We start from the raw sequence: 18,258 nt of genomic DNA on the forward strand, positions 1-18,258 counted from the left end.
GAAGCCCGGTGCTCGGACTGCGACAGGAGGCTCGGCGGTGATCACTCGATGGAGCGTGGTGAACGACCGATGCCGGTGGCGGGGGGAACCGTCGTCCATGGCACCGCTGGTGCGCGATCCCGGGATGGTGCTGACATGACTTGCCCGGCAACGCTGTTCACGGCCGACAGCGGGCACCGGCCGCCGGATTCGCCACCGGAGGCCACGATGAGCACCACCTTCGATCCTGCCCTGACCGGCGGGCAATGCTGGGTTCGCACCCACGGCGGGCAGCGGCACCCGCTGCCGACCCGGCGCTGGCTGGGCACCGCCGATCGAGCCGAGCATCCCGCCGACACCACGATGGCCGGGCTGTGTGACGGCCCGACCATCGATCTCGGCTGCGGTCCCGGCCGGTTGGTCGCCGCGGTGGCGCGCTGCGGAGTGACCGCTCTCGGAGTCGACATCTCCCCGCTGGCGGTGGCGTTGACGCGGGCACGGGGAGTACCCGCACTGCAGCGCGACATCTTCGGACCGCTGCCCGGGCCCGGCCGCTGGTCCTACGCGCTGCTCGCCGACGGCAACATCGGAATCGGCGCGGACCCGATACGGCTGCTGACCCGCATCCGGCATCTGCTCTCCGGCGACGGGGCCGTCGTCGTGGAGTTCGACGGCCCCGGCACCGGCATGCGGCACCAGTGGGTTCGCCTCGAGACCCGAACGACCGCGGGGCCGTGGTTCCGGTGGGCGCGGGTCGGAATCGAGTGCGCCACACCGCTGGCCGACGCCACGGGGTTCCGGGTGCGGATGACCACCGAAGTGAACGGGCGCCACCTCGCCCGGCTCGACCGCACGACGCCTGCGAAGGTCCGCCGATGAGCCCGCCGACGCCCCCGAACCCAGACCGCAGGACTCCGCGCGGATCGGGGCGCTGGCGGTGCATGTGCCATGCTCACGGCTACCACTCCGACTCCCTCGACGCCCAGCTCACCGACGGCGACGGCCAGACCAGCGAGGTGGGACGTGCCCCGGTCGGCGTAGATTTACCCGGTGATCGACGGTGACGGTGCACGCTCGATATTCATCGGCAACGACAGGGTCCGCCTGCACGTCCTCGACAACGGCCACCACGCGGACGACCAACCACCGGTGCTCGTCGTGCCGGGCATGGGCGAACACGCGACCGAGTACGCCTGGCTGCTCGACCGGCTCACCGACCGTCGAGCCCTGGCGGTCGACGTCCGCGGCCGGGGGCGCAGCGACACCCCGCGCACCGGCTATACCTGGCAGGACCACATCGGCGATCTGCGCGCGGTGGCCGACGCCCGCGCGCTCGATCGCCCGATCCTGGTCGCCTTCTCCCGGGGATCCTCCTACGCGCTCGGCTACGCGCTCCAATTCCCGGACCGCGTCGCGGGACTCGTCATCGGGGACTACCACGCCCGCCACGCCGGCCTGCCGGAAGAGTTCCTCGACACGCAGCTCGCGATGATGATCCGGGGCGTCCCGGTCGCGGAGCGGATGTCCGAAACCGCCGTCCGCGCAGTGCTCGCCGAGAGCCGGGAAGTACCGCTCTGGGACCGGCTCTCCGAGCTGCGCTGCCCGGTCCTCGTGATCCGCGGCGGTAGGCGCGGCGCCGTGGTCACCGACGACATCGCCCGACAATGGCGGCAGGCGTTGCCTACAGTCGAGATCGCGATCATCGCCGAGGCCGGACACGATCTCTGGAGCCGCGACCCCGACACGTACCTCGAGGTGCTCCTACCCTTCCTCGCTCGAGCCGGTGCGAGCTGAACCAGGTGAGGGTCAACCCCTGCGGCCTACAAGACCTTTTCACGGCATGTTTCGACAGCGGACCAGCCGGTCGCGGTTATCGCATTCAAGTCGATCTGAACGACAGCGAATCGAAGTCGTAGAGTGCACTGGCCGATAGCACGTCGGCGTAGTGATCCATACCCTTCCGGACACAACGCAAATGCCTGGAATCCTGCAACAACCGCGCAGTCGATTGGCTACGCTCACGTCCGGCGACCAGGGTTCGGATCACGGGACCATCGTCATCTCCAGCAAACCCGGGGAGCATCACCCAGCCCACCTGCATCGTGTCCACGATCGCGGCCCGGTCGGTCTCGCGCGGGCCCCGATGCCGGCCGGGGCTGGCGTGCAGGTCACGCTCGATGCGCCGACGGATCTTCACGAGCCGGACCGGAGTCCGCAGCCGGTGCCGGCATCAGTCGCCGGAGAGCTGACCGCGGAACTCCCGCCGCCACTGCGGGTTCCGGCGCAGGGCCACGACCAGCCCGAGCGCGTCCCGGACCGGCTCGCGCAGCGCGCCGGTCAGCGCGCGGGCGGCCATGGCGCGATCCTGCCAGGCGAACCGATCGTCCTGGGCGACGTACACCGCGCGGGCCTCGGCATGCACCCGCCGCAATCGCACACCGAGCGCGGAATCGTCGGTGACGCCCGGCCGGTCCTGTGCGCTCAGCAGCGCGAGCGCCGCGGTGACCTCGCCGTAGCTGTCGAGTCCGGTCTCGGCGGCCAGGGACGACATCTGCCTGGCGAGGACGCGACGCAGCCGCTCGGGAGGTGCGGCGCCGAGCAGGGCGGCGAAGGTGCCGGGTACGGGTATCGCCTGGTCGTCGTCCGGGAGCACGGGCAGGATCACCACCCTCGCGAGTCCTCGGTCGAGGCCGGGCGGTGGCAGCGGCACTCCGCAGCGGCGGACGACGGCCGCGCACACCGCGAGCAATCGTGCACGCCGCTGCTCGGGGGCGAGTTCCCGATCGGACAGGACGCTGACGATGCACTGGCTGTCCGGGTCCCGGCGCGATGCGCCCGCGTCGTGGGGCGGCAGGCCGGGAAAGACGTCGAACGGGTCGCGCGCACCGTCGGGCAGCACAGCCCAGTGCGTGTCGTATGTCGTCACCAGCTCCCCCTCGTCGAACATCGACACCCTGACCGCGCCGTTCCCGCTCCAGAACCGCAGCGACACCGCCCTTGTGCCCCTCGACACCCGACGCAGCACCTCGTTCCGCTCCCCCTCCGCGCCGGAGCGAGCGTCCTCGATGCCGAACGCCCACTCGCCGTGCACCCCGACGCGCACCTCGGGCAACAGCGCCCGGTCCGCCCGCGGGCCCTTCGGCTGCGGCTGCCCGACCTCGGGCAGCGCGCCGAACCGATGCAGGAATTCGGCCTCGTCCAGCCGCTGCGCGAAGGTCAGGCAGAAACTCTTGCGCACGTCCGGCCACTTCTTTCCAGGCCCGCCGTAGGGAATCCTGGCGCGCGGTTCGGCTGCGGCGGGCGCGGTGTCGAGCAGGGATCGGGGGTCGGGTGGCGGTTCGGGAGCGAGCACCCAGAGCAGCACGCCGTCGTCGGCGACGGGCACGTACGACATCCCGACCGGCATGGCGGCCCCGCTCTCCAGGCAGTCGGCGACCTGTTCCAGGAACGCAGCGAGACTCCCCCACGTCCCGAACCTCGTGGCCGCGCCCTCCACCTGCTCGCCGACCGCGCCACAGCGACAGTCCACGACCAGCCCGTCCGCGCTGACGTTGCGGGCGATCTTCACGAAATCGTGGTGCCAGAAGCCCTCGAGCAGATCGTCATCGAACTGCGCCGCTGTCTCCCGCATCATCCGAGTGCCGCGGACGATCTCGGCTAGGCCGTAGGGCTCGAAGCCGGGGAAGCCGAAAGCGCCCTCTCCGGCTGCGACTCCGTCGTGGTGGCGTAGATACGCGACCAGGTCAGCGGGGAGTTCGACGCCGAGTTCGGCGGCCGCACCGTCGATGGCCTCCCGGTCGGCGGGCATGCGCAGGGAGGCGAAGGTCCCCGGCGCGTGGGCGGCGAGCCACGAGTCGATCCGGCGCCAGGAATCCTCGACGGGGGAAGCAGGCATCGCCCGATTATGGCCTGTCCGGTGATGCCGAAGCCTGCCCCGAAATGTCCCGGCGGGCGACCACTTTCGCGAGACACCCAGGCGGGGAACAGTCGCTTCGTCCGCACTACGGCGTGCGGGAAACGATCGGTGGCGGGATGTGCGATGGCCGCGCCGGGTCGCGCAAGATGGTCCGCTGCGGTGCGTACGGCAGTAGCGTTTTCGCGGCAAGTTCCGCGTGAATGCGCTGGAGGCCGTCACAGAGGTTGCGGGATCCCGGGTCCGTGACGAGCCCCGCGTGGCCCGGAGCACCCGGCATGGCGGCGTCGCTGAACTGTTCGGCGACTCGCGCCACAGCGCAGGCCGTGCACGGTGCGGCGCCCGCGCCGGAGGGGCGCAATCGCGCGAAGCCGGTGCCGCTGCCGCTGTCGGAGGCAATGCTGTGGCACTGGTTGCGAATTCGCGACGACATTCACACCGTGTCGAGTGCGAGCACCCGGGTCGACCGTACGGTCGCGGCGACCTTCGAATCGGGCATCGCCACCGCCGTCGCCGCTGGATACCAGCAGTTTGCGCGCGCGTTCGGATTCGCGGAGACTTCCAGCGGTGGTGCCAGGGAGACAACGTGGGTGATTTCTTCGAACGGATCGTCGACGTCGAGGTGACGGCGGAACAGGCCGCCACGCTCGGTGCGCGGATGGTGGACTGGATGATCGCGCGGCGGTTGCTCACGCGGGAGATGTCCGGCGAGGCGATGTACAGCCTCGGTGTCGACAAAGGCTATGTGGCGGGGCCTGATTGGCGGCGGGTCACCACGGAGTGGGGCGCGGACTGGATTCCCGGTCCGGTCGCGGTACTTCTCGGGCGCGGCGATCACCACGGCGGCCAGGGCGAGATCGAACCGGAGTCCGCGCGATGCCCGCGTTGTCAGGCGACGACCACCATCATCGATTACCCGCAGCAGTGGGAGGCCGACCCCGAGGTCTGGCGGCCGTTCCACGACGGCATCGAAGCGTGGAAGCAGACCGGTACGGGCAGTGTCACCTGTACCAGGTGCGGCGAGGACGCCGGGGTCACCGAGTGGGGGTGGCCGTCGGGCTTCGCGCTCGGCGCGCTTGCTTTCGACTTCTGGGGGTGGCCGCCGCTCACGGAGAACTTCGTCACCGAGTTCGGCGCGCAACTCGGACACCATATCGAACATCACACGGGTAAGTTCTGACGCTTCGCGCTGATTCGCCGACCCGGTCTGTTTCATCGGTCGCAAGGACTCGAATGCCTAACCGACCGTGGTGACGGTAGATCTCCAGCTTCTCGGCCGCTTCGGCCCTGCCCGATACGCTGACCATCCCGCCCAGCGCGTCGAGGACGTGACCGATCTCGTCCTTGCTCAGCCGCTGACGCTCGGTCGGCCGGAGGGTTGCGAGCTCGACGGCGACCCCATCGCGCTCCCGCTGCACCTGCGCGGTCCATTGGGCGACCAGCGCCGGGTCGGTCCCCTGGCGGGTGGCCTCCGCGCCGAGCGCATGCTCGGGCTGTGCCCGTTCGAGCATGACGCGGGTGTGCTCGACGGGTGATGAGCGCCTCTTGCGCGGGTTCATCAGAGAATACGGAGCTGCGGTGGCGGCCGGGTCCGAAGCGGCGACAGAGCCGTGATCACCGACCCAGTGCACCCTCGATGTGATTGACGCCACGTCTGAACACAATGTATGGTCCCCGTGTGGACACTTCAGACACCCTCTCCGAAACAGCCCTGCCGCGCTCGATCGACGAACTGTCCGCGCAGTGGCTGCAGGCCGCGCTGAGCGTGGACCGGCCCGGCACCACCGTCACGGCCGTCACGCAGACGGGCATCATCTGGGGCTCGGCGACCAAGGTCTTCATCGAGGCGACGTACGGCGACAATCCCTCGGGCATTCCGGCGCGGCTCTGCGTCAAGGGCGGCTTCGACGAGCGCAGCCGCGCTTTCGGCCTCGGCCCCGCTTACGAACTGGAGGGCTGTTTCTATCGCGACCTGTCCCCCGTGCTGCAGGCCGAGCACCCGGCTGCGTTCTACGCCGCCGCCGAACCGGACCAGGGCGTTGTCGTTCTGGAGGACCTCAACGACAGGAATGCCGAATTCGCGGTGCCGACCGCGCTGTGGTCGGTCGACGACGTCGCCGCCACCCTGGAGGTGATGGCCGGCTGGCACGGCCCGCTGGCCGGTAGCCGGCCCGGCCGATTCTCCTGGCTGCCGGTCGGCGCGGAGGCGGCGCGGCGCGCTTTCGACGTGATGCTCAGCCCCGAGCAGTTCCACATACTGATCAACCGCGACGAGGTCCCCGATCTCTCGCCGGGACTCCGGGACGACGAGCGCATCCGCCGCGCCTTCCGCGCGCTGTGGGAACAAGACGACTCCGCGCCGCACACGATCAATCACGGCGATGCCCACTTCGGCCAGCTGTACCGCATCCCGGGAGCCGCACCGGCGTTCCTGGACTGGCAGACCGCGTGCCTCGCCCCGTGGGGTCACGACGTCGCCTATTTCCTCGGCTCCGCGCTGACCGTCGACGATCGCCGCGCCAATGAGCGCGAACTGCTCCAGCACTACACCCGTGCGCTCGCCGCCGCCGGTGGGCCGACCGTGCCCGCCGACGAGGCATGGGGCGAGTACCGCAGGCACATCCTGCACGGTTTCGCCTGGATGTGCGTCCCGACCGTCATGCAGCCCGCCGAAGTCGTCTCCGCGATGACCGAGCGCTACGCAGCGGCGATCGACGACCTCGATCCTTTCGAGCTGCTATTCGCCTGATCGACGCGGCGTCAGCAACGGTGTCCTGCGGATGGGTCGAGGGGTGGGTGCGTCGGTTCAGGCTTCGGGGATGGCCATGCCGAAGTTCTCCCGGGTGATCTGCTCGGGTTCGGGGCCGCCGCGCTTACCGGTGTCGAGGGCGTCGAGCGCGGCGAGTTCGTCGTCGGTGAGGGCGAAGTCGAAGATCGCGAAGTTCTCCCGGATGCGGCTGGGGGTAACCGATTTCGGAATCACCTGCCTACCCTGCTGCAGGTGCCAGCGCAGCATCACCTGGGCCGGGGTCTTGCCGTGGCCGTCGGCGATCTCGGTGATGACCGGGTCGGTCAGGGTCGAGGTGTGGCCGCTGTCGCGGTAGAAGGTGATGCCGCCGATCGGCGACCAGGCCTGGCTGAGGATGCCGTGCTCGGTGTCGGCGGCGAGCACCTCGGGCTGGCGGAAGTAGGGGTGGACCTCGATCTGGTTGACCGCGGGGACCACCGTCACGGCGTCCAGCAGCCGGGTCAGGTGCTCGGGCATGAAGTTCGAGACCCCGATCGCGCGGACCTTCCCGTCGGTGAGCAGGGTCTCCAGCGCCTTGTAGGCGGCGATGGTGAGGTCGAACTCGCCGGGCAGGGCCTGGTGCAGGATCAGCAGGTCGAGCTGGTCGAGGCCGAGCTTGCCGGTGGCCTTGGTGAAGGCGTGCAGGGTCGCGTCGTAGCCGAAGTCGGTGATCCAGACCTTGGTCTCGACGAACACCTCCGACCGCGCGATTCCGGAGCGGCGCAGCGCCTCGCCGACCTCGCGTTCGTTGCCGTAGGCGGCGGCGGTGTCGATGTGGCGGTAGCCGGTCTCCAGTGCCGTCTCGACGGCGGTGATGGTCTGCTCCGGCGGGGTCTGGAACACCCCGAAACCGAGCGCGGGGATGGTGATGCCGTTGTTCAGCACGAGGTCGGGGACGGTGGTCTCGGCCACGGGTTGCTCCTTCGATCGGTGGGGGTTCGTGCCCGGCGTACCCGGCCTGCGGCTGCTCACGCGGTGCGGTGGTGCGCGGGGAGGATCACGGCCACGGCGACCAGCAGCGCCGCGGTGAGCAGGCCGCTGCCCGCGGTGAGCGCGGCGCGGACGTGTTCGGTGACCGCGGCCGGGCCGGTGAGCCCGGTGCCGGTGCGGGCGGCGACGGTGACCAGGATGCCGAGCCCGAGCGCCATGCCGAGCTGGTGGGCGGTGTTGAGCAGCCCCGAGGCCGCTCCGGCGTCCTCGGCGTCGACCCGGGCGATGCCGGAGCTGGTCAGCGGCGCGAAGGCCAGCCCCTGGCCGGCGCCGACGAGGAGCATCGGCAGCCCGACGGCGGTGAGGTAGGAGCCGTCGGCGCCGGCCCGGCTCAGCCAGACCATCCCGGCCAGGGTGAGCGCGATCCCGGCGACGAGCACGACGGCGTTCGGGATCCGGGCGCCGATGCGCGGCGCGGCGAGCGCGACAGCGAAGTTGACCAGGGTCATCGGCAGAAAACCGAGTCCGGCCTGCAGCGGGGTGAAGCCGAAGCCGTCCTGGAGGAGCTGGGTGGTGAAGTAGAAGAAGCCGATCATGGCGCCCAGGTAGAGCAGCCGGACGGCGTAGGCACCGCTGCGCTCCCGGTCGGCGAAGAGCCGCAGCGGCATGATCGGCTGCGCGGCGCGGGACTCGTGCGCGACGAGCCCGCCCAGCAGCAGGACCCCCAGCGCGAGGGCGGTGAGCACCCGCGCCGAGCCCCAGCCCGCGCCGCCGGATTCGATGATGCCGAAGACGAGCGCGCCGACGCCGGTGGTCGCGAGGATCGCGCCGGGCAGGTCGAACCGGCCGGTGCGGCGCGGGGTCTCGGCGAGCACCGCGCGGGCGCCGACGATCATCGCGACCGCGATCGGGACATTGACCAGGAACGCCGCCCGCCAGGAGATCCACTCGGTGAGCGCGCCCCCGACCAGCAGCCCGAGGCTGGCCCCGATCCCTGCGGTGGCCGCGTACCAGGCGATCGCGCGGGCCCGGGCCGCGCCGTGGAAGTGGGCGGTGATCAGCGCCAGGGAGGTCGGGGCGACGATCGCCGCGCCGATGCCCTGCAACGCCCGCGCCGCGATCACCCACCCGCCCGCCGGAGGGAGACCGATCAGCAGCGAGGCGCCGCCGAAGATCGCCAGCCCCGTCACGAACAACCTGCGCCTGCCGAGGATGTCGCCCGCCCTGGCGGCCAGCAGCAGCAAACCGCCGAAGACCAGGGTGTAGGCGTCCTGCACCCAGGACAGCTGCGACACCGACAGCTCCAGGTCGGCGCGGATGCTCGGCAGGCCGGTGAAGACCACCGAATTGTCGAGCAGGATCATGAAGTAGCTGATCAGCACGATGGCAAGCACCGGGCCCCGGCGCACCGGCGCCGGCTGCGGCGGGCGGGTCAGGGTGGTCACGGGCGGACCATCACCTTGAGCGCCGCGCGGTCGTCCATGGCCGCGTATCCCTTGGCGGTGTCGTCGAGTGCGACGGTGCGGTCGAAGACCCGGCCCGGCCGCACCGTGCCGGCCAGGACAGCGGGCAGCAGCTGCTCGAGGTAGGCGCGGACCGGGGCGGGGCCGCCGGTGAGGGTGATGTTCGGGCCGAACAGGCTGCCGAAGCCGATCGGCGCGGCCTCGTACTGCGGCACCCCGACCCGGCTGAGCACCCCGCCCGGGCGCACGATCCCGACGGCCTGCTCGTAGGCGGGCAGGTGCCCGACGGCCTCCAGCACGATCGGGCTGCCGCCGGTGGTGAGCTCCCGCACCGCGGCGATCCCCGCGTCGCCGCGCTCGGCGACCACGTCGGTGGCGCCGAACTCCCGGCCCAGGTCGGTGCGGGCGGTGTGCCGGCCCATGAGCACGATGCGCTCGGCGCCGAGCTGCCGGGCGGAGAGCACCGCCAGCAGCCCGACCGCGCCGTCCCCGATCACCGTCACCGTGCTGCCCGGGGTGACCCCGCCGCGCACGGCGGCGTGCCATCCGGTGCCGTAGACGTCGGAGAGCGTGAGCAGCGCGGCCAGCAGCGCCTCGTCGGCGTGCTCGTCGACCGGGACCGGGACCAGCGTGCCGTCGGCCAGGGGAACCCGGACCGCCTCGGCCTGCCCGCCCGCGGTGCCGAGCCCGGCGTCGTTCCAGAATCCGCCGCGCACGCAGGAGGTCTGCAGCCCGGCCCGGCAGAACTCGCACACCCCGCAGGAGACCGCGAACGGGGCGATCACGAAGTCACCGGGGCGCACCGCGGTGACCTCGGCGCCCACCTCATCGACCACGCCGATGAACTCGTGCCCCATCGACGCGCCGTCGTGGGTGTGCGCCATCGAGTGGTAGGGGTGCAGGTCGCTGCCGCAGACACAGGCCCGCACCACCCGCACCAGGGCGTCGCCGGGCTGCTCGATGCGCGGGTCGGGAACGTCGATCACGCGGACATCGCCCGCGCCGTAGAGGTAGGTGGCTCGCATGACACCCAGTTCACGCCCCCGCGCCCCGGCGCGGGAGTGCCGCTTGTTCCGGGTAACGCCAGTACCCCCCACCCGCGCCCGCACCGTCCTACCGTGGAGCCATGACCTCGATGGACCCGCGCGCCGAGATCCGGGAATTCCTGCGCACCCGCCGCGCCCGGATCACCCCGGACCAGGCCGGGCTCCCCGCCTACGGCGGCGGCCACCGGCGGGTAGCCGGGTTGCGCCGCGAAGAAGTCGCGCTGCTGGCCGGGGTCTCGGTCGACTACTACGTGCGCATGGAACGCGGCAGCCTGGCAGGCGCCTCGGAATCGGTCCTCGACGCCCTGGCCTCGGCCCTGCAACTCGACGATGCCGAACGCGAACACCTCTACGCCCTTGCCCGCGAATCCGGCACCCGCCCCACCCGCCGGGCCCGGACCACCACGGCCACCATCCGCCCCGCACTGCACCAGATCCTCGACGCCGTCACCGCCGCACCGGCCTGGATCCGCAACGGCCGCCACGACATCCTGGCCATGAACGACCTCGCCCGCGCCCTCTACTCCCCGGTGCTCGCCGACCCGCGCCGCCCCGCCAACACCACCCGCTTCGTCTACCTGCACCCCGAACGCGCGCGGGAGTTCTTCGTCGACTACGACCAGATCGCCCGCGACGCCGCGGCCATGCTTCGCTCCGAAGCCGGGCGCAACCCCCACGACAAAGCCCTGATCGAACTCGTCGGCGAGCTCTCCACCCGCAGCGAGCTGTTCCGGCAGCGCTGGGCCTCGCAGGACGTCCGCTTCCACCGCACCGGCCGCAAACGCCTGCACCACCCCATCGTGGGACAGCTCGACCTGGACTTCGAAGCCCTCGAACTCCCCTCCGAGCCCGGTCTGCAGCTCAACATCTACACCGCCCCCGCGGGCACCCCCACCGCCGACGGCCTCGCGCTGCTGGCCTCCTGGGCCGCCGGCCACGAGCACCTGCCCACCGAATACCCCGCGACCCGCACCCGTTGACGCGCCGCCGCCGCCGAACTCCCAGGAAGGGACGAACACGCATGCAATACCGCACTCTCGCCCGTACCGGCGTCCAGGTCAGCCCGCTGTGCCTCGGCACGATGATGTTCGGCCCCTGGGGCAACAAGGACGTCGACGACAGCGTCCGCATCATCCACGCCGCCCTCGACGCAGGCATCAACTTCGTCGACACCGCCGATGTCTACTCCGCAGGCGTCTCCGAGGAGATCACCCGCAAAGCCCTCGCCGGCCGCCGCGACGACGTCTTCCTCGCCACGAAGTTCTTCATGCCCATGGGCAAGGACCCCAACCACCGGGGCGGCTCGCGCCGGTGGATCATCCGCGAGGTCGAGAACTCGCTGCGCCGGCTCGGCACCGACTGGATCGACCTGTACCAGGTGCACCGGCCCAGCCCCGACACCGATATCGAGGAGACCCTCGGTGCCCTGACCGACCTGGTGCGCCAGGGCAAGGTCCGCTACCTCGGCTCCTCCTCTTTCTCCGGGGCGCAGATCGTCGAGGCGCAGTGGGCCGCGCGCGAACGCGGCCTCGAACGTTTCGTCACCGAGCAGCCGCCGTACTCGATCCTCGTGCGCGGCATCGAGGAGGACGTGCTTCCCACCACGCTGCGACACCGCATGGGCACCCTCACCTACAGCCCGCTGGCCGGGGGATGGCTGTCGGGCAAGTGGCGCAGGAACGCCGCCCCGACGCCCACCTCCGCCGCCCGCCCCACCGCCCGATTCGACATGTCCACACCCGCCAACCAGCGCAAACTCGACATCGTCGAAGACTTGGCGCAACTGACCGAGCAGAACGACATGACCCTCGTCGAGCTGGCGATCGCCTTCGCGATCAACCACCCCGGCGTCACCGCCGCGATCGTCGGCCCCCGCACCATGGAGCAGCTGCGGTCCTACCTGCCCGCCGCCGAACTCACCCTGTCCACCGGCGTGCTCGACCGCATCGACGAACTCGTCGCGCCGGGGGTCACCATCAACCCCGACGACAACAGCTACGGAGCCACCGAGCTGCTCACCGCCAACCGGCGTCGCTGACCACGCGACGCGGGCTCAGCTTGCCGCTCGGCAGCCGCGGCAGCGGCTCGTCGCGGAGTCGTTGCCCGCCGCGATGACCGCGACCCGCCCCGCGCCCGATTTCACCCGGTACGGGTGAGGCCACGCCGCGGTCCGCTGACGAGCCTGGCTCTGTGGTCGACCGACCACCCGAACGGCGAAACGGAGATGCCATGCCGAAGATCGACGACGAAACCTTCATCTACCTCGCCACCTACCCGAGCGAGGCCGCGGCCCGCGACGACTACCGGGTCGTCAAAGACCTCCACGCCGGAGGTCTGGTCGGCTCGTACGACGCGGCCGTGGTCACCAAGGACTCCGAGGGCAAGGTCCACGAGAACAAGGACGAGACGGCGACCCGCCACGGCGCGTGGGGCGGTATCGCCGCGGGCGCGATCATCGGCCTGATCTTCCCGCCCTCCGTGCTCGCCTCGGCAGCGGTCGGCGGCGTCATCGGCGGCGTGAGCGGTCATCTCGCCAAGGGCATGTCCCGCTCGAAGGTCAAGGAGCTCGGCAACTTCATCGATCCCGGCCAGGCGGGGCTGGTCGTCGTCGGGGAACTCAAGGTCAAGGAAGCGATCGAGCGGGCCGTGACGAAGGCCGAGAAGGAGACCGCCGAGGAGCTCGGTGTCGCACCCGAGGATATCGACAAGGCACTCGAGGAGGCCCTGAAGGGCATGTGAGCGGCCTCGCGCTCGCCGCGGTGAAGGTGAGGTGATCACCGAGTGCCCGGGCGATGACCCGGGCACTCGGTAGTGGGATCGTTTGCGGTGACGGCACGTAGCGGCGGGCAACCCCACAGCTCTTCTCTCCACCGGCCGTCCGAAACGGGTCGGCCCGATTGCCGCTGCGTTGGAGTACGCACGCCCGGCCTACGTTTCCACCTCCGGAGTCTGGCGACCGGGAACGCGACGAGGTCTCCGGCGGTTCGGCGACCGGAGTCGGCCGAGATGCCGGAGACCTCGCAAGCGGGGCGATCAGTCGTCGGAGACGGTGATCGTGACGTCGATATTGCCGCGGGTGGCGTTCGAGTACGGGCACACCTGGTGGGCCTTGTCGGCCAGGCTCTGCGCCGTGGCGTGGTCGAGATGGGGCAGCGTCACCTCCAGGGTGACCTCGAGCCCGAAGGCACCGCCGTCGAGTGCGCCGATGCCGACCTGCGCGCCGACCGAGGAGTCGTCGACGTTCGCGCCCGCCTGCTTGGCTACCAAGCGCAGGGCGGAGTGGTAGCACGCCGCGTAGCCGATGGCGAAGAGCTGCTCGGGGTTGGTCCCCTCGCCCGAACCGCCCATCTCGGTGGGGATCGCCAGCGTCACATCGAGCTTGCCGTCCGACGTGCGTCCGGCGCCGTTGCGGCCGTCGCCACTGACGATGGCCTCGGCGGTGTAGATGGCTTTCATCTGTTCTCCTGTCGTCGGATGTGTGGAGGTGCGGTGTCACGCCGCCCGGTGCACGGTGCGGGTCAGCCGGTCGAGGGTCGAGCGGAGCTCGGCCATCTCACCGACGGTGAGCCCGGTGCGCGAGGCCAGCAGCATCGGCACCGCGATCGCGCGCTCCCGCAGCGCCGCACCGGCCGCGGTGAGATGCACCGCGACCCGCCGCTCGTCGGCGGCCTGCCGCTCGCGGCGCACCAGCCGCCCGCGCTCCAGGCGGCGCAGCAGCGGCGAGAGCGTGCCGGTGTCCAGCTCCAGCTCGCGACCGAGGTCGCGCACCTCGCGGCCGTCCCGCTCCCACAGCGCCAGCATCACCAGGTACTGCGGGTAGGTGAGGTCGAGCTCGGCGAGCGCGGGCCGATACACGGATGTCAGCGCGCGCGACGCCTTGTACAGCGCGAAGCACAGCTGCTGGTCGAGCGCGAGGACATCCACTCCCACAACGTAGCGCACATTTGAATTGAGCACAATCTAGTTGCCTGCGATCAAACGGTGACAGTGGCGACGCTCGATCCGGTCTACAGGGCGCCGAGTTCGCTGTCGCCCGCAGGAAGCGGCTGCAGCAGGCCCACCTCGATGGACTCCGCGAGCAGACCGTCGAGCTCCGCACTCAGGGCGGCGAACGCCGCTCCGCCGCCGTGTTTCTGCAGGTCCTCCGCCGAGCTCCACTTCTCGATGACCACGAAACCCTTCCGGCCGCGGTGCGCGGCGTAGAGCTCGCACCCCGCGTCCTGCTCGTGCGTGGCCGCGACGGCCCGGCGCAGCGCGGCCTCCACCGCGTCCTCCTTTCCGGGCAGCGGGACGAGATCGGCGACGACCACGACGGGTTCGGAATCGGCCATGAGCACTCCTTTTTCAGCGCCCCGCGCCGCAGCGGCGCGGGAGACGTACCCGAGCCTAGGGCCGGATCGGTGCTCGGCGCGGGGCAATTCGAGCCGCACTCCGCAGGCCACGCGCGGCGGCTCGGCGCTTCGTGCTCCCGTTTCTCGTCAGCTCAGGCTGTAGGAGACGCCGGTGAGCTCCTCGGAGACCTCCCACAGCCGTCGCGCGATCTCGGTGTCGTGGGACTGCTTGCTCGATTCGGCGAGCACCGGGTAGCCGCGCAGGCCACCGGGGCCGCCGGGGCCGTAGTACTGACCGCCGCGGGCGGCCGGGTCGGTGGCGGCGCGCAGCGTCGGCAGCGCACCCATCGCGGCGGACTGGGACAGCAACCGCATCCCCGGCACCCGGATGACCGCGGGCAGATGCCTGCCCAGCTCGGTATTGGAGCCACCGGGGTGGGCGGCGAGCGCGGCCGCGTCCTGTCCCGCGGCGGTCAGGCGGCGCTGCAGTTCGTAGGTGAACAGCAGGTTGGCCAGCTTGGACTGCCCGTAGGCTTCCATCCGGGTGTACTTCCGATCGAGGTTCAGGTCGTCGAAGTGGATGGCGGCGCGGAGCCGGTGCCCGACGCTGCTGATGGTGACCACGCGCGAGCCGGGGACCGACAGCAGGTGCTCGAGCAACAGCCCGGTCAGCGCGAAGTGGCCCAGATGGTTCGTGCCGAACTGCAACTCGAAGCCGTCGGCGGTCTGCTGCTTGGGCGGATACATCACCCCGGCGTTGTTGACCAGCAGGTCGATGCGCGGGTGCGCTGCCCTGATCTCCTCGGCGGCGGCCCGGACGTCGGCCAGCGCGCCCAGATCCAGTCGCTGCAGCTCGACCCGCGCGGCCGGGGTGGCGGCGACGATGCGCTCGGCGGCGGCCCTGCCCCGGTCCAGGTCACGGACGGCCAGCACCACGCGGGCACCCTCGGCGGCGAGCGCGGCGGCGGTCTCGAAGCCGAGCCCGGAGTTCGCGCCAGTGACGATCGCGGTACGGCCGGTCTGGTCGGGAATGTCGGCGGTGGTCCACTTCGCCATGCGTTCTCCTCCGTAGAATCGGTAAACGGAGTGTTGACTCCGCTTATCCACGACTATACGGAACGTGCGCCCCGTTTCAAGGCGCCAGGAGGTGAGACCGGAGTGGCGGACACCGCCAGACCACTGCGTGCCGATGCCGCCCGGAACCGGGAGATCGTGTTGGAGAGCGCCTATCGGGCCTTCGCCGAGGAGGGGCCGACGGTGCCGATCGACGAGATCGCCCGCCGCGCCGGCGTCGGCGCGGGCACCGTCTACCGGCACTTCCCGACCAAGAACGCGCTCTTCGCGGCCGTGATCGACCATCGCCTCGGCCAGGTCGTCGCCGCCGGGCGGGCCCTGCTCGACACCGGACCACCGGGCGCCGCCCTGGCCGGTTTCATCCGCGCCATGGCCCTTGACCTGGGCGCGGCCGATCAGGGGCTGGCCCAGGCCATCGCCGGTGCCGGCACCCGGGACGACGTCGTGCCGCAGGCCGAGGAACAGTTCATGGGGTTGCTCGCCGAACTGCTGGCCGCCGCGCAGCGGGCCGGGACCGTGCGCGCGGATCTCACTCCGCGGGAGGTCAAGGCGATCATCGTGGCCTGCCAGGCGGCGCAGAGCCATACCCCCGATGTCGCGGACCGGGTCACCGCGATCATCCTCGACGGGCTTCGACCGCGGTCGTAACTCTCGTAGCGGCTCACGCGAAGTCGGCGGCGTGGTCCTGTACCCACTGCGCGAAGGTCAGAGCGGGCCGTCCGACGAGGGCGGCGACGGCGGCGGGCACCGGCGGCGACGCGGCGGTGCCTGCCTTCCAGCCCGCCAGAATGCCGTCGGCGGCGAAGGGCGGAACGGTCTTCAGCAACTCCGCACGGGCCTCGTCCACGGTCGTCGGCTCGATGGTATGTCGCGGCCGATCGCCGCGCCGATGAGCCCCACCTGCCTGCGCAGGGTCAACGCCTCGGGGCCGGTCACGAAGTAGGCCCGGCCGCGGTGGCCCCGCTCGGTCAGCGCCGTCACCGCGAGCGCCGCCACGTCCTTCTCGTGGACCGGTACCGTCCGCGCCCCGGGATAGGGCAGGCGAACGGTGCCCCGCTCGCGGACGGACCTCTGCCACCACCACAGCGCGTTCGTCGCGAACATGCCGGGACGGATGAATGTCCAGCCTCGTCCATCACGACGGCCCCGGACGAGAGCAGGACCACGTGCCGCACCCCGGCGGATCGGGCCGCGGCGACGAAGCTCGTCCTGACCGCCCTGGCACGCGGGCCGCTGCGCTTCGCCGAGCTGCACCGGCTGATCGAGGGAATCAGCGAGAAGATGCTGTCGCAGACCCTGCGCGTCCTCGTGCGCGACGGGCTGATCCGCACCGTCGAGCCCGCGACGCCACCGCGCGTCAGCTACGCGCTCAGCGAACTCGGCCACGGCCTCACCGACTCGCTGCACCCGTTCCCGGACTGGATCTATCGGCACCTGCCCGACGTGGCGTCGGCGCAGGACCGCCACGATCAGGACCGGCGGTGACCGGCGCGGACGCCCATCCTCGGTGGTGGGGATAGTCCGGAGTCGGACTACTGTTGCTGCACAACGGCTTCCGTGACAGCCCGCAGAAGGTCACCGAGGGGCCGTGGCGGCGATGTGAGCACTGGACTGCGTCACCACGGCGAAGTCGCGAACCGCCGCCGACCTTGCACACGGCTTCGACCGTTTGCCCGCTCGGGGCGAGGGTAGGCGGCCACAATGGTTGGTGAGAAGTCCACAATTCTGCTGATCGCCGATCCCGGCGCCCCGGAGGTGATCGCCGGACATCTGTCCGATTCGCTCTCGGATACCCCTACCGACGGGCCCGCATCCGACAGCTGGGACGTCTCGGTGCGGTGCCGGGCGTACCCGATCGACGAGCGCACCGAATTCTCCGAGGTCGTCGACACCATCGACCCGGGTGGCGAGACCGAGGACGTCGTCATCTACCTGACCGATCTGCCCCGGCGCCAGGGCACGACACCGGTGCTGGCCGACGTGAGCGTGCCGGAGCGCTTCGCGGTGATCTCCATTCCCGGAATGGGCGGCGCGTTCATCCAGCGCCGGGTGCGGGACGTGGCGCGCACCGTCCTTGCCGAGGTGGCGCGCCGGCCAGGGACTCCGGCTGAGCGGCTGCGGCGCGTCCAGGACGACGATGTCGTCCACTACCTGGCACCGTCGGCCCTTTCCCGGCTGCGGCTGCTCGCAGGCATGGTCTACGCCAACCGGCCGTGGCGGTTGGTGACCGGCATGTCGAAGGTGATGATGGCGGCCTTCGCCACTGGCGTGGTGAGCCTGGCCTATCCGACGATGTGGCAACTCTCCGCCACGATGGGGCCGTGGCGATTGAGCGCGGTCACCGTCCTGGCCACCGCGGCGATGATCGCCTGGCTCATCGTCGAACACCGCCTCTGGGAACGCCCGCGGCCGGGCAGCGAACGGGAACGCGCGGTGCTCTACAACGCGTCGACGGTCATCACCCTGACGATCGGCGTCGTCGTCTTCCACGCCGCGCTGTTCGTCCTCCTGTTGCTGACCGCCTGGTGGACGATCCCGCCGCAGCTGGTCACCGAGAACACCGGACGACCCATGGGCCCGGTGACGCTGGTGCTGATGGCCTGGCTGGTCGCCGCCGTCGCCACCCTCGGCGGCGCGCTGGGATCGGGCATGGAGGACGACGAGGCCGTCAAGGCGGCGACCTACGGTGCCCGGCAACGCCAGCGATTCGACCGCACAGACTGACGCACCCGGC

At 71.0% G+C, this 18,258-nt stretch carries 23 protein-coding genes; 12 read left to right on the forward strand and 11 right to left on the reverse strand.

Translation table 11 applies throughout. The features are described 5' to 3' along the window. The first annotated feature begins 207 nt into the window (after positions 1-207). Both ACFUJ1_RS18585 and ACFUJ1_RS18590 read left to right on the forward strand, forming a co-directional pair. A complete protein-coding gene (locus ACFUJ1_RS18585) occupies positions 208-858 on the forward strand; it encodes a methyltransferase domain-containing protein (RefSeq protein ID WP_378647136.1) in 651 nt (216 codons plus the stop codon). A gap of 171 nt (positions 859-1,029) precedes the next feature. After that, positions 1,030-1,773: an alpha/beta fold hydrolase gene (locus ACFUJ1_RS18590; protein ID WP_378647138.1), complete on the forward strand. Its 744-nt coding sequence runs from the start codon at positions 1,030-1,032 to the stop codon at positions 1,771-1,773. Positions 1,774-1,858: 85 nt separating this feature from the next. On the opposite strand, the gene ACFUJ1_RS18595 is transcribed toward ACFUJ1_RS18590, so the two are convergent. Continuing rightward, on the reverse strand, positions 1,859-2,176 hold the full coding sequence (locus ACFUJ1_RS18595; RefSeq protein WP_378647140.1) for a hypothetical protein: 318 nt from the start codon (positions 2,174-2,176) through the stop codon (positions 1,859-1,861). A 33-nt stretch (positions 2,177-2,209) separates the two neighbouring features. Next, the gene (locus ACFUJ1_RS18600; RefSeq protein ID WP_378647142.1) at positions 2,210-3,874 is read right to left on the reverse strand and encodes an SMI1/KNR4 family protein; all 1,665 of its coding nucleotides are present in this window, start codon (positions 3,872-3,874) and stop codon (positions 2,210-2,212) included. A gap of 296 nt (positions 3,875-4,170) precedes the next feature. Between ACFUJ1_RS18600 and ACFUJ1_RS18605 the strand changes: the two genes are divergently transcribed. The 4 genes from ACFUJ1_RS18605 to ACFUJ1_RS18620 all read left to right on the forward strand — a co-directional run bounded on the left by ACFUJ1_RS18605 (position 4,171) and on the right by ACFUJ1_RS18620 (position 6,641). After that, positions 4,171-4,518 carry a hypothetical protein gene (locus ACFUJ1_RS18605; RefSeq protein WP_378647144.1) on the forward strand — a complete coding sequence of 116 codons (348 nt, stop codon included), beginning with the start codon at positions 4,171-4,173 and terminating at the stop codon, positions 4,516-4,518. Then, positions 4,479-5,072, forward strand: a complete 594-nt coding sequence (locus tag ACFUJ1_RS18610) for a hypothetical protein (RefSeq protein WP_378647146.1) — start codon at positions 4,479-4,481, stop codon at positions 5,070-5,072. The genes ACFUJ1_RS18605 and ACFUJ1_RS18610 overlap by 40 nt, the downstream gene beginning before the upstream one ends. A 148-nt stretch (positions 5,073-5,220) precedes the next feature. After that, positions 5,221-5,427 (forward strand): hypothetical protein, encoded by a 207-nt coding sequence (locus ACFUJ1_RS18615; protein WP_378647148.1) that lies wholly within the window; start codon positions 5,221-5,223, stop codon positions 5,425-5,427. A gap of 107 nt (positions 5,428-5,534) precedes the next feature. Beyond that, the gene (locus tag ACFUJ1_RS18620) at positions 5,535-6,641 is read left to right on the forward strand and encodes a phosphotransferase (RefSeq protein WP_378647150.1); all 1,107 of its coding nucleotides are present in this window, start codon (positions 5,535-5,537) and stop codon (positions 6,639-6,641) included. A gap of 57 nt (positions 6,642-6,698) precedes the next feature. On the opposite strand, the gene ACFUJ1_RS18625 is transcribed toward ACFUJ1_RS18620, so the two are convergent. The 3 genes from ACFUJ1_RS18625 to ACFUJ1_RS18635 are packed head-to-tail and all read right to left on the reverse strand — an operon-like array spanning position 6,699 to position 10,098. Further along, a complete protein-coding gene (locus tag ACFUJ1_RS18625) occupies positions 6,699-7,592 on the reverse strand; it encodes an aldo/keto reductase (protein ID WP_378647152.1) in 894 nt (297 codons plus the stop codon). Between the two features lie 56 nt (positions 7,593-7,648). Continuing rightward, on the reverse strand, positions 7,649-9,055 hold the full coding sequence (locus ACFUJ1_RS18630; RefSeq protein WP_378647154.1) for an MFS transporter: 1,407 nt from the start codon (positions 9,053-9,055) through the stop codon (positions 7,649-7,651). Next, positions 9,052-10,098: an alcohol dehydrogenase catalytic domain-containing protein gene (locus tag ACFUJ1_RS18635; protein ID WP_378647156.1), complete on the reverse strand. Its 1,047-nt coding sequence runs from the start codon at positions 10,096-10,098 to the stop codon at positions 9,052-9,054. Before ACFUJ1_RS18635 ends, ACFUJ1_RS18630 begins: the two co-directional genes overlap by 4 nt. Positions 10,099-10,199: 101 nt before the next feature. On the opposite strand from ACFUJ1_RS18635, the gene ACFUJ1_RS18640 reads away from it, so the two are divergent. From ACFUJ1_RS18640 to ACFUJ1_RS18650, 3 genes are all read left to right on the forward strand, one after another. After that, positions 10,200-11,099: a helix-turn-helix transcriptional regulator gene (locus ACFUJ1_RS18640; protein ID WP_378647158.1), complete on the forward strand. Its 900-nt coding sequence runs from the start codon at positions 10,200-10,202 to the stop codon at positions 11,097-11,099. A gap of 41 nt (positions 11,100-11,140) precedes the next feature. Further along, positions 11,141-12,157, forward strand: a complete 1,017-nt coding sequence (locus ACFUJ1_RS18645; protein WP_378647160.1) for an aldo/keto reductase — start codon at positions 11,141-11,143, stop codon at positions 12,155-12,157. Between the two features lie 191 nt (positions 12,158-12,348). Next, positions 12,349-12,858, forward strand: coding sequence for a DUF1269 domain-containing protein (locus ACFUJ1_RS18650; protein WP_378647162.1), 510 nt, complete (start codon positions 12,349-12,351; stop codon positions 12,856-12,858). A gap of 294 nt (positions 12,859-13,152) precedes the next feature. On the opposite strand, the gene ACFUJ1_RS18655 is transcribed toward ACFUJ1_RS18650, so the two are convergent. The 4 genes from ACFUJ1_RS18655 to ACFUJ1_RS18670 form a co-directional block, all read right to left on the reverse strand. Beyond that, positions 13,153-13,575: an organic hydroperoxide resistance protein gene (locus ACFUJ1_RS18655; protein ID WP_378647164.1), complete on the reverse strand. Its 423-nt coding sequence runs from the start codon at positions 13,573-13,575 to the stop codon at positions 13,153-13,155. 36 nt (positions 13,576-13,611) lie between these two features. After that, positions 13,612-14,043 (reverse strand): MarR family winged helix-turn-helix transcriptional regulator, encoded by a 432-nt coding sequence (locus ACFUJ1_RS18660; RefSeq protein WP_378647166.1) that lies wholly within the window; start codon positions 14,041-14,043, stop codon positions 13,612-13,614. A gap of 83 nt (positions 14,044-14,126) precedes the next feature. Then, positions 14,127-14,450, reverse strand: a complete 324-nt coding sequence (locus ACFUJ1_RS18665) for a putative quinol monooxygenase (RefSeq protein ID WP_378647168.1) — start codon at positions 14,448-14,450, stop codon at positions 14,127-14,129. Between the two features lie 147 nt (positions 14,451-14,597). Further along, on the reverse strand, positions 14,598-15,506 hold the full coding sequence (locus tag ACFUJ1_RS18670; RefSeq protein WP_378647170.1) for an oxidoreductase: 909 nt from the start codon (positions 15,504-15,506) through the stop codon (positions 14,598-14,600). Positions 15,507-15,608: 102 nt separating this feature from the next. Here ACFUJ1_RS18670 and ACFUJ1_RS18675 point away from each other — a divergent pair, with 102 nt between their 5' ends. Beyond that, on the forward strand, positions 15,609-16,172 hold the full coding sequence (locus ACFUJ1_RS18675; protein ID WP_378647172.1) for a TetR/AcrR family transcriptional regulator: 564 nt from the start codon (positions 15,609-15,611) through the stop codon (positions 16,170-16,172). A 13-nt stretch (positions 16,173-16,185) separates the two neighbouring features. On the opposite strand, the gene ACFUJ1_RS18680 is transcribed toward ACFUJ1_RS18675, so the two are convergent. Further along, positions 16,186-16,371: a hypothetical protein gene (locus ACFUJ1_RS18680; RefSeq protein ID WP_378647174.1), complete on the reverse strand. Its 186-nt coding sequence runs from the start codon at positions 16,369-16,371 to the stop codon at positions 16,186-16,188. Beyond that, positions 16,344-16,628 (reverse strand): hypothetical protein, encoded by a 285-nt coding sequence (locus tag ACFUJ1_RS18685; RefSeq protein ID WP_378647317.1) that lies wholly within the window; start codon positions 16,626-16,628, stop codon positions 16,344-16,346. Before ACFUJ1_RS18685 ends, ACFUJ1_RS18680 begins: the two co-directional genes overlap by 28 nt. On the opposite strand from ACFUJ1_RS18685, the gene ACFUJ1_RS18690 reads away from it, so the two are divergent. Together ACFUJ1_RS18690 and ACFUJ1_RS18695 are read left to right on the forward strand one after the other, a co-directional pair. After that, a complete protein-coding gene (locus ACFUJ1_RS18690; protein WP_378647304.1) occupies positions 16,530-17,009 on the forward strand; it encodes a winged helix-turn-helix transcriptional regulator in 480 nt (159 codons plus the stop codon). The two genes, ACFUJ1_RS18685 and ACFUJ1_RS18690, sit on opposite strands and share 99 nt — an antisense overlap. A 216-nt stretch (positions 17,010-17,225) precedes the next feature. Continuing rightward, the gene (locus ACFUJ1_RS18695) at positions 17,226-18,248 is read left to right on the forward strand and encodes a hypothetical protein (RefSeq protein WP_378647176.1); all 1,023 of its coding nucleotides are present in this window, start codon (positions 17,226-17,228) and stop codon (positions 18,246-18,248) included. Positions 18,249-18,258 lie beyond the last annotated feature (10 nt).

It is taken from the genome of Nocardia sp. NPDC057227 (assembly GCF_042669725.1).
In the GTDB taxonomy this organism is placed as follows: Bacteria; Actinomycetota; Actinomycetes; order Mycobacteriales; family Mycobacteriaceae; genus Nocardia; species Nocardia asteroides_A.

What these genes read in the sequence shown, in the direction of transcription:
- ACFUJ1_RS18635 (WP_378647156.1), bottom strand. Translation starts at nt 10,098, where the DNA reads ATGCGAGCCACCTACCTCTACGGCGCGGGCGATGTCCGCGTGATCGAC.
- ACFUJ1_RS18600 (WP_378647142.1), bottom strand. Translation starts at nt 3,874, where the DNA reads ATGCCTGCTTCCCCCGTCGAGGATTCCTGGCGCCGGATCGACTCGTGG.
- ACFUJ1_RS18670 (WP_378647170.1), bottom strand. Translation starts at nt 15,506, where the DNA reads ATGGCGAAGTGGACCACCGCCGACATTCCCGACCAGACCGGCCGTACC.
- ACFUJ1_RS18655 (WP_378647164.1), bottom strand. Translation starts at nt 13,575, where the DNA reads ATGAAAGCCATCTACACCGCCGAGGCCATCGTCAGTGGCGACGGCCGC.
- ACFUJ1_RS18650 (WP_378647162.1), top strand. Translation starts at nt 12,349, where the DNA reads ATGCCGAAGATCGACGACGAAACCTTCATCTACCTCGCCACCTACCCG.
- ACFUJ1_RS18605 (WP_378647144.1), top strand. Translation starts at nt 4,171, where the DNA reads ATGGCGGCGTCGCTGAACTGTTCGGCGACTCGCGCCACAGCGCAGGCC.
- ACFUJ1_RS18585 (WP_378647136.1), top strand. Translation starts at nt 208, where the DNA reads ATGAGCACCACCTTCGATCCTGCCCTGACCGGCGGGCAATGCTGGGTT.
- ACFUJ1_RS18665 (WP_378647168.1), bottom strand. Translation starts at nt 14,450, where the DNA reads ATGGCCGATTCCGAACCCGTCGTGGTCGTCGCCGATCTCGTCCCGCTG.
- ACFUJ1_RS18685 (WP_378647317.1), bottom strand. Translation starts at nt 16,628, where the DNA reads ATGTTCGCGACGAACGCGCTGTGGTGGTGGCAGAGGTCCGTCCGCGAG.
- ACFUJ1_RS18645 (WP_378647160.1), top strand. Translation starts at nt 11,141, where the DNA reads ATGCAATACCGCACTCTCGCCCGTACCGGCGTCCAGGTCAGCCCGCTG.
- ACFUJ1_RS18695 (WP_378647176.1), top strand. Translation starts at nt 17,226, where the DNA reads ATGGTTGGTGAGAAGTCCACAATTCTGCTGATCGCCGATCCCGGCGCC.
- ACFUJ1_RS18640 (WP_378647158.1), top strand. Translation starts at nt 10,200, where the DNA reads ATGACCTCGATGGACCCGCGCGCCGAGATCCGGGAATTCCTGCGCACC.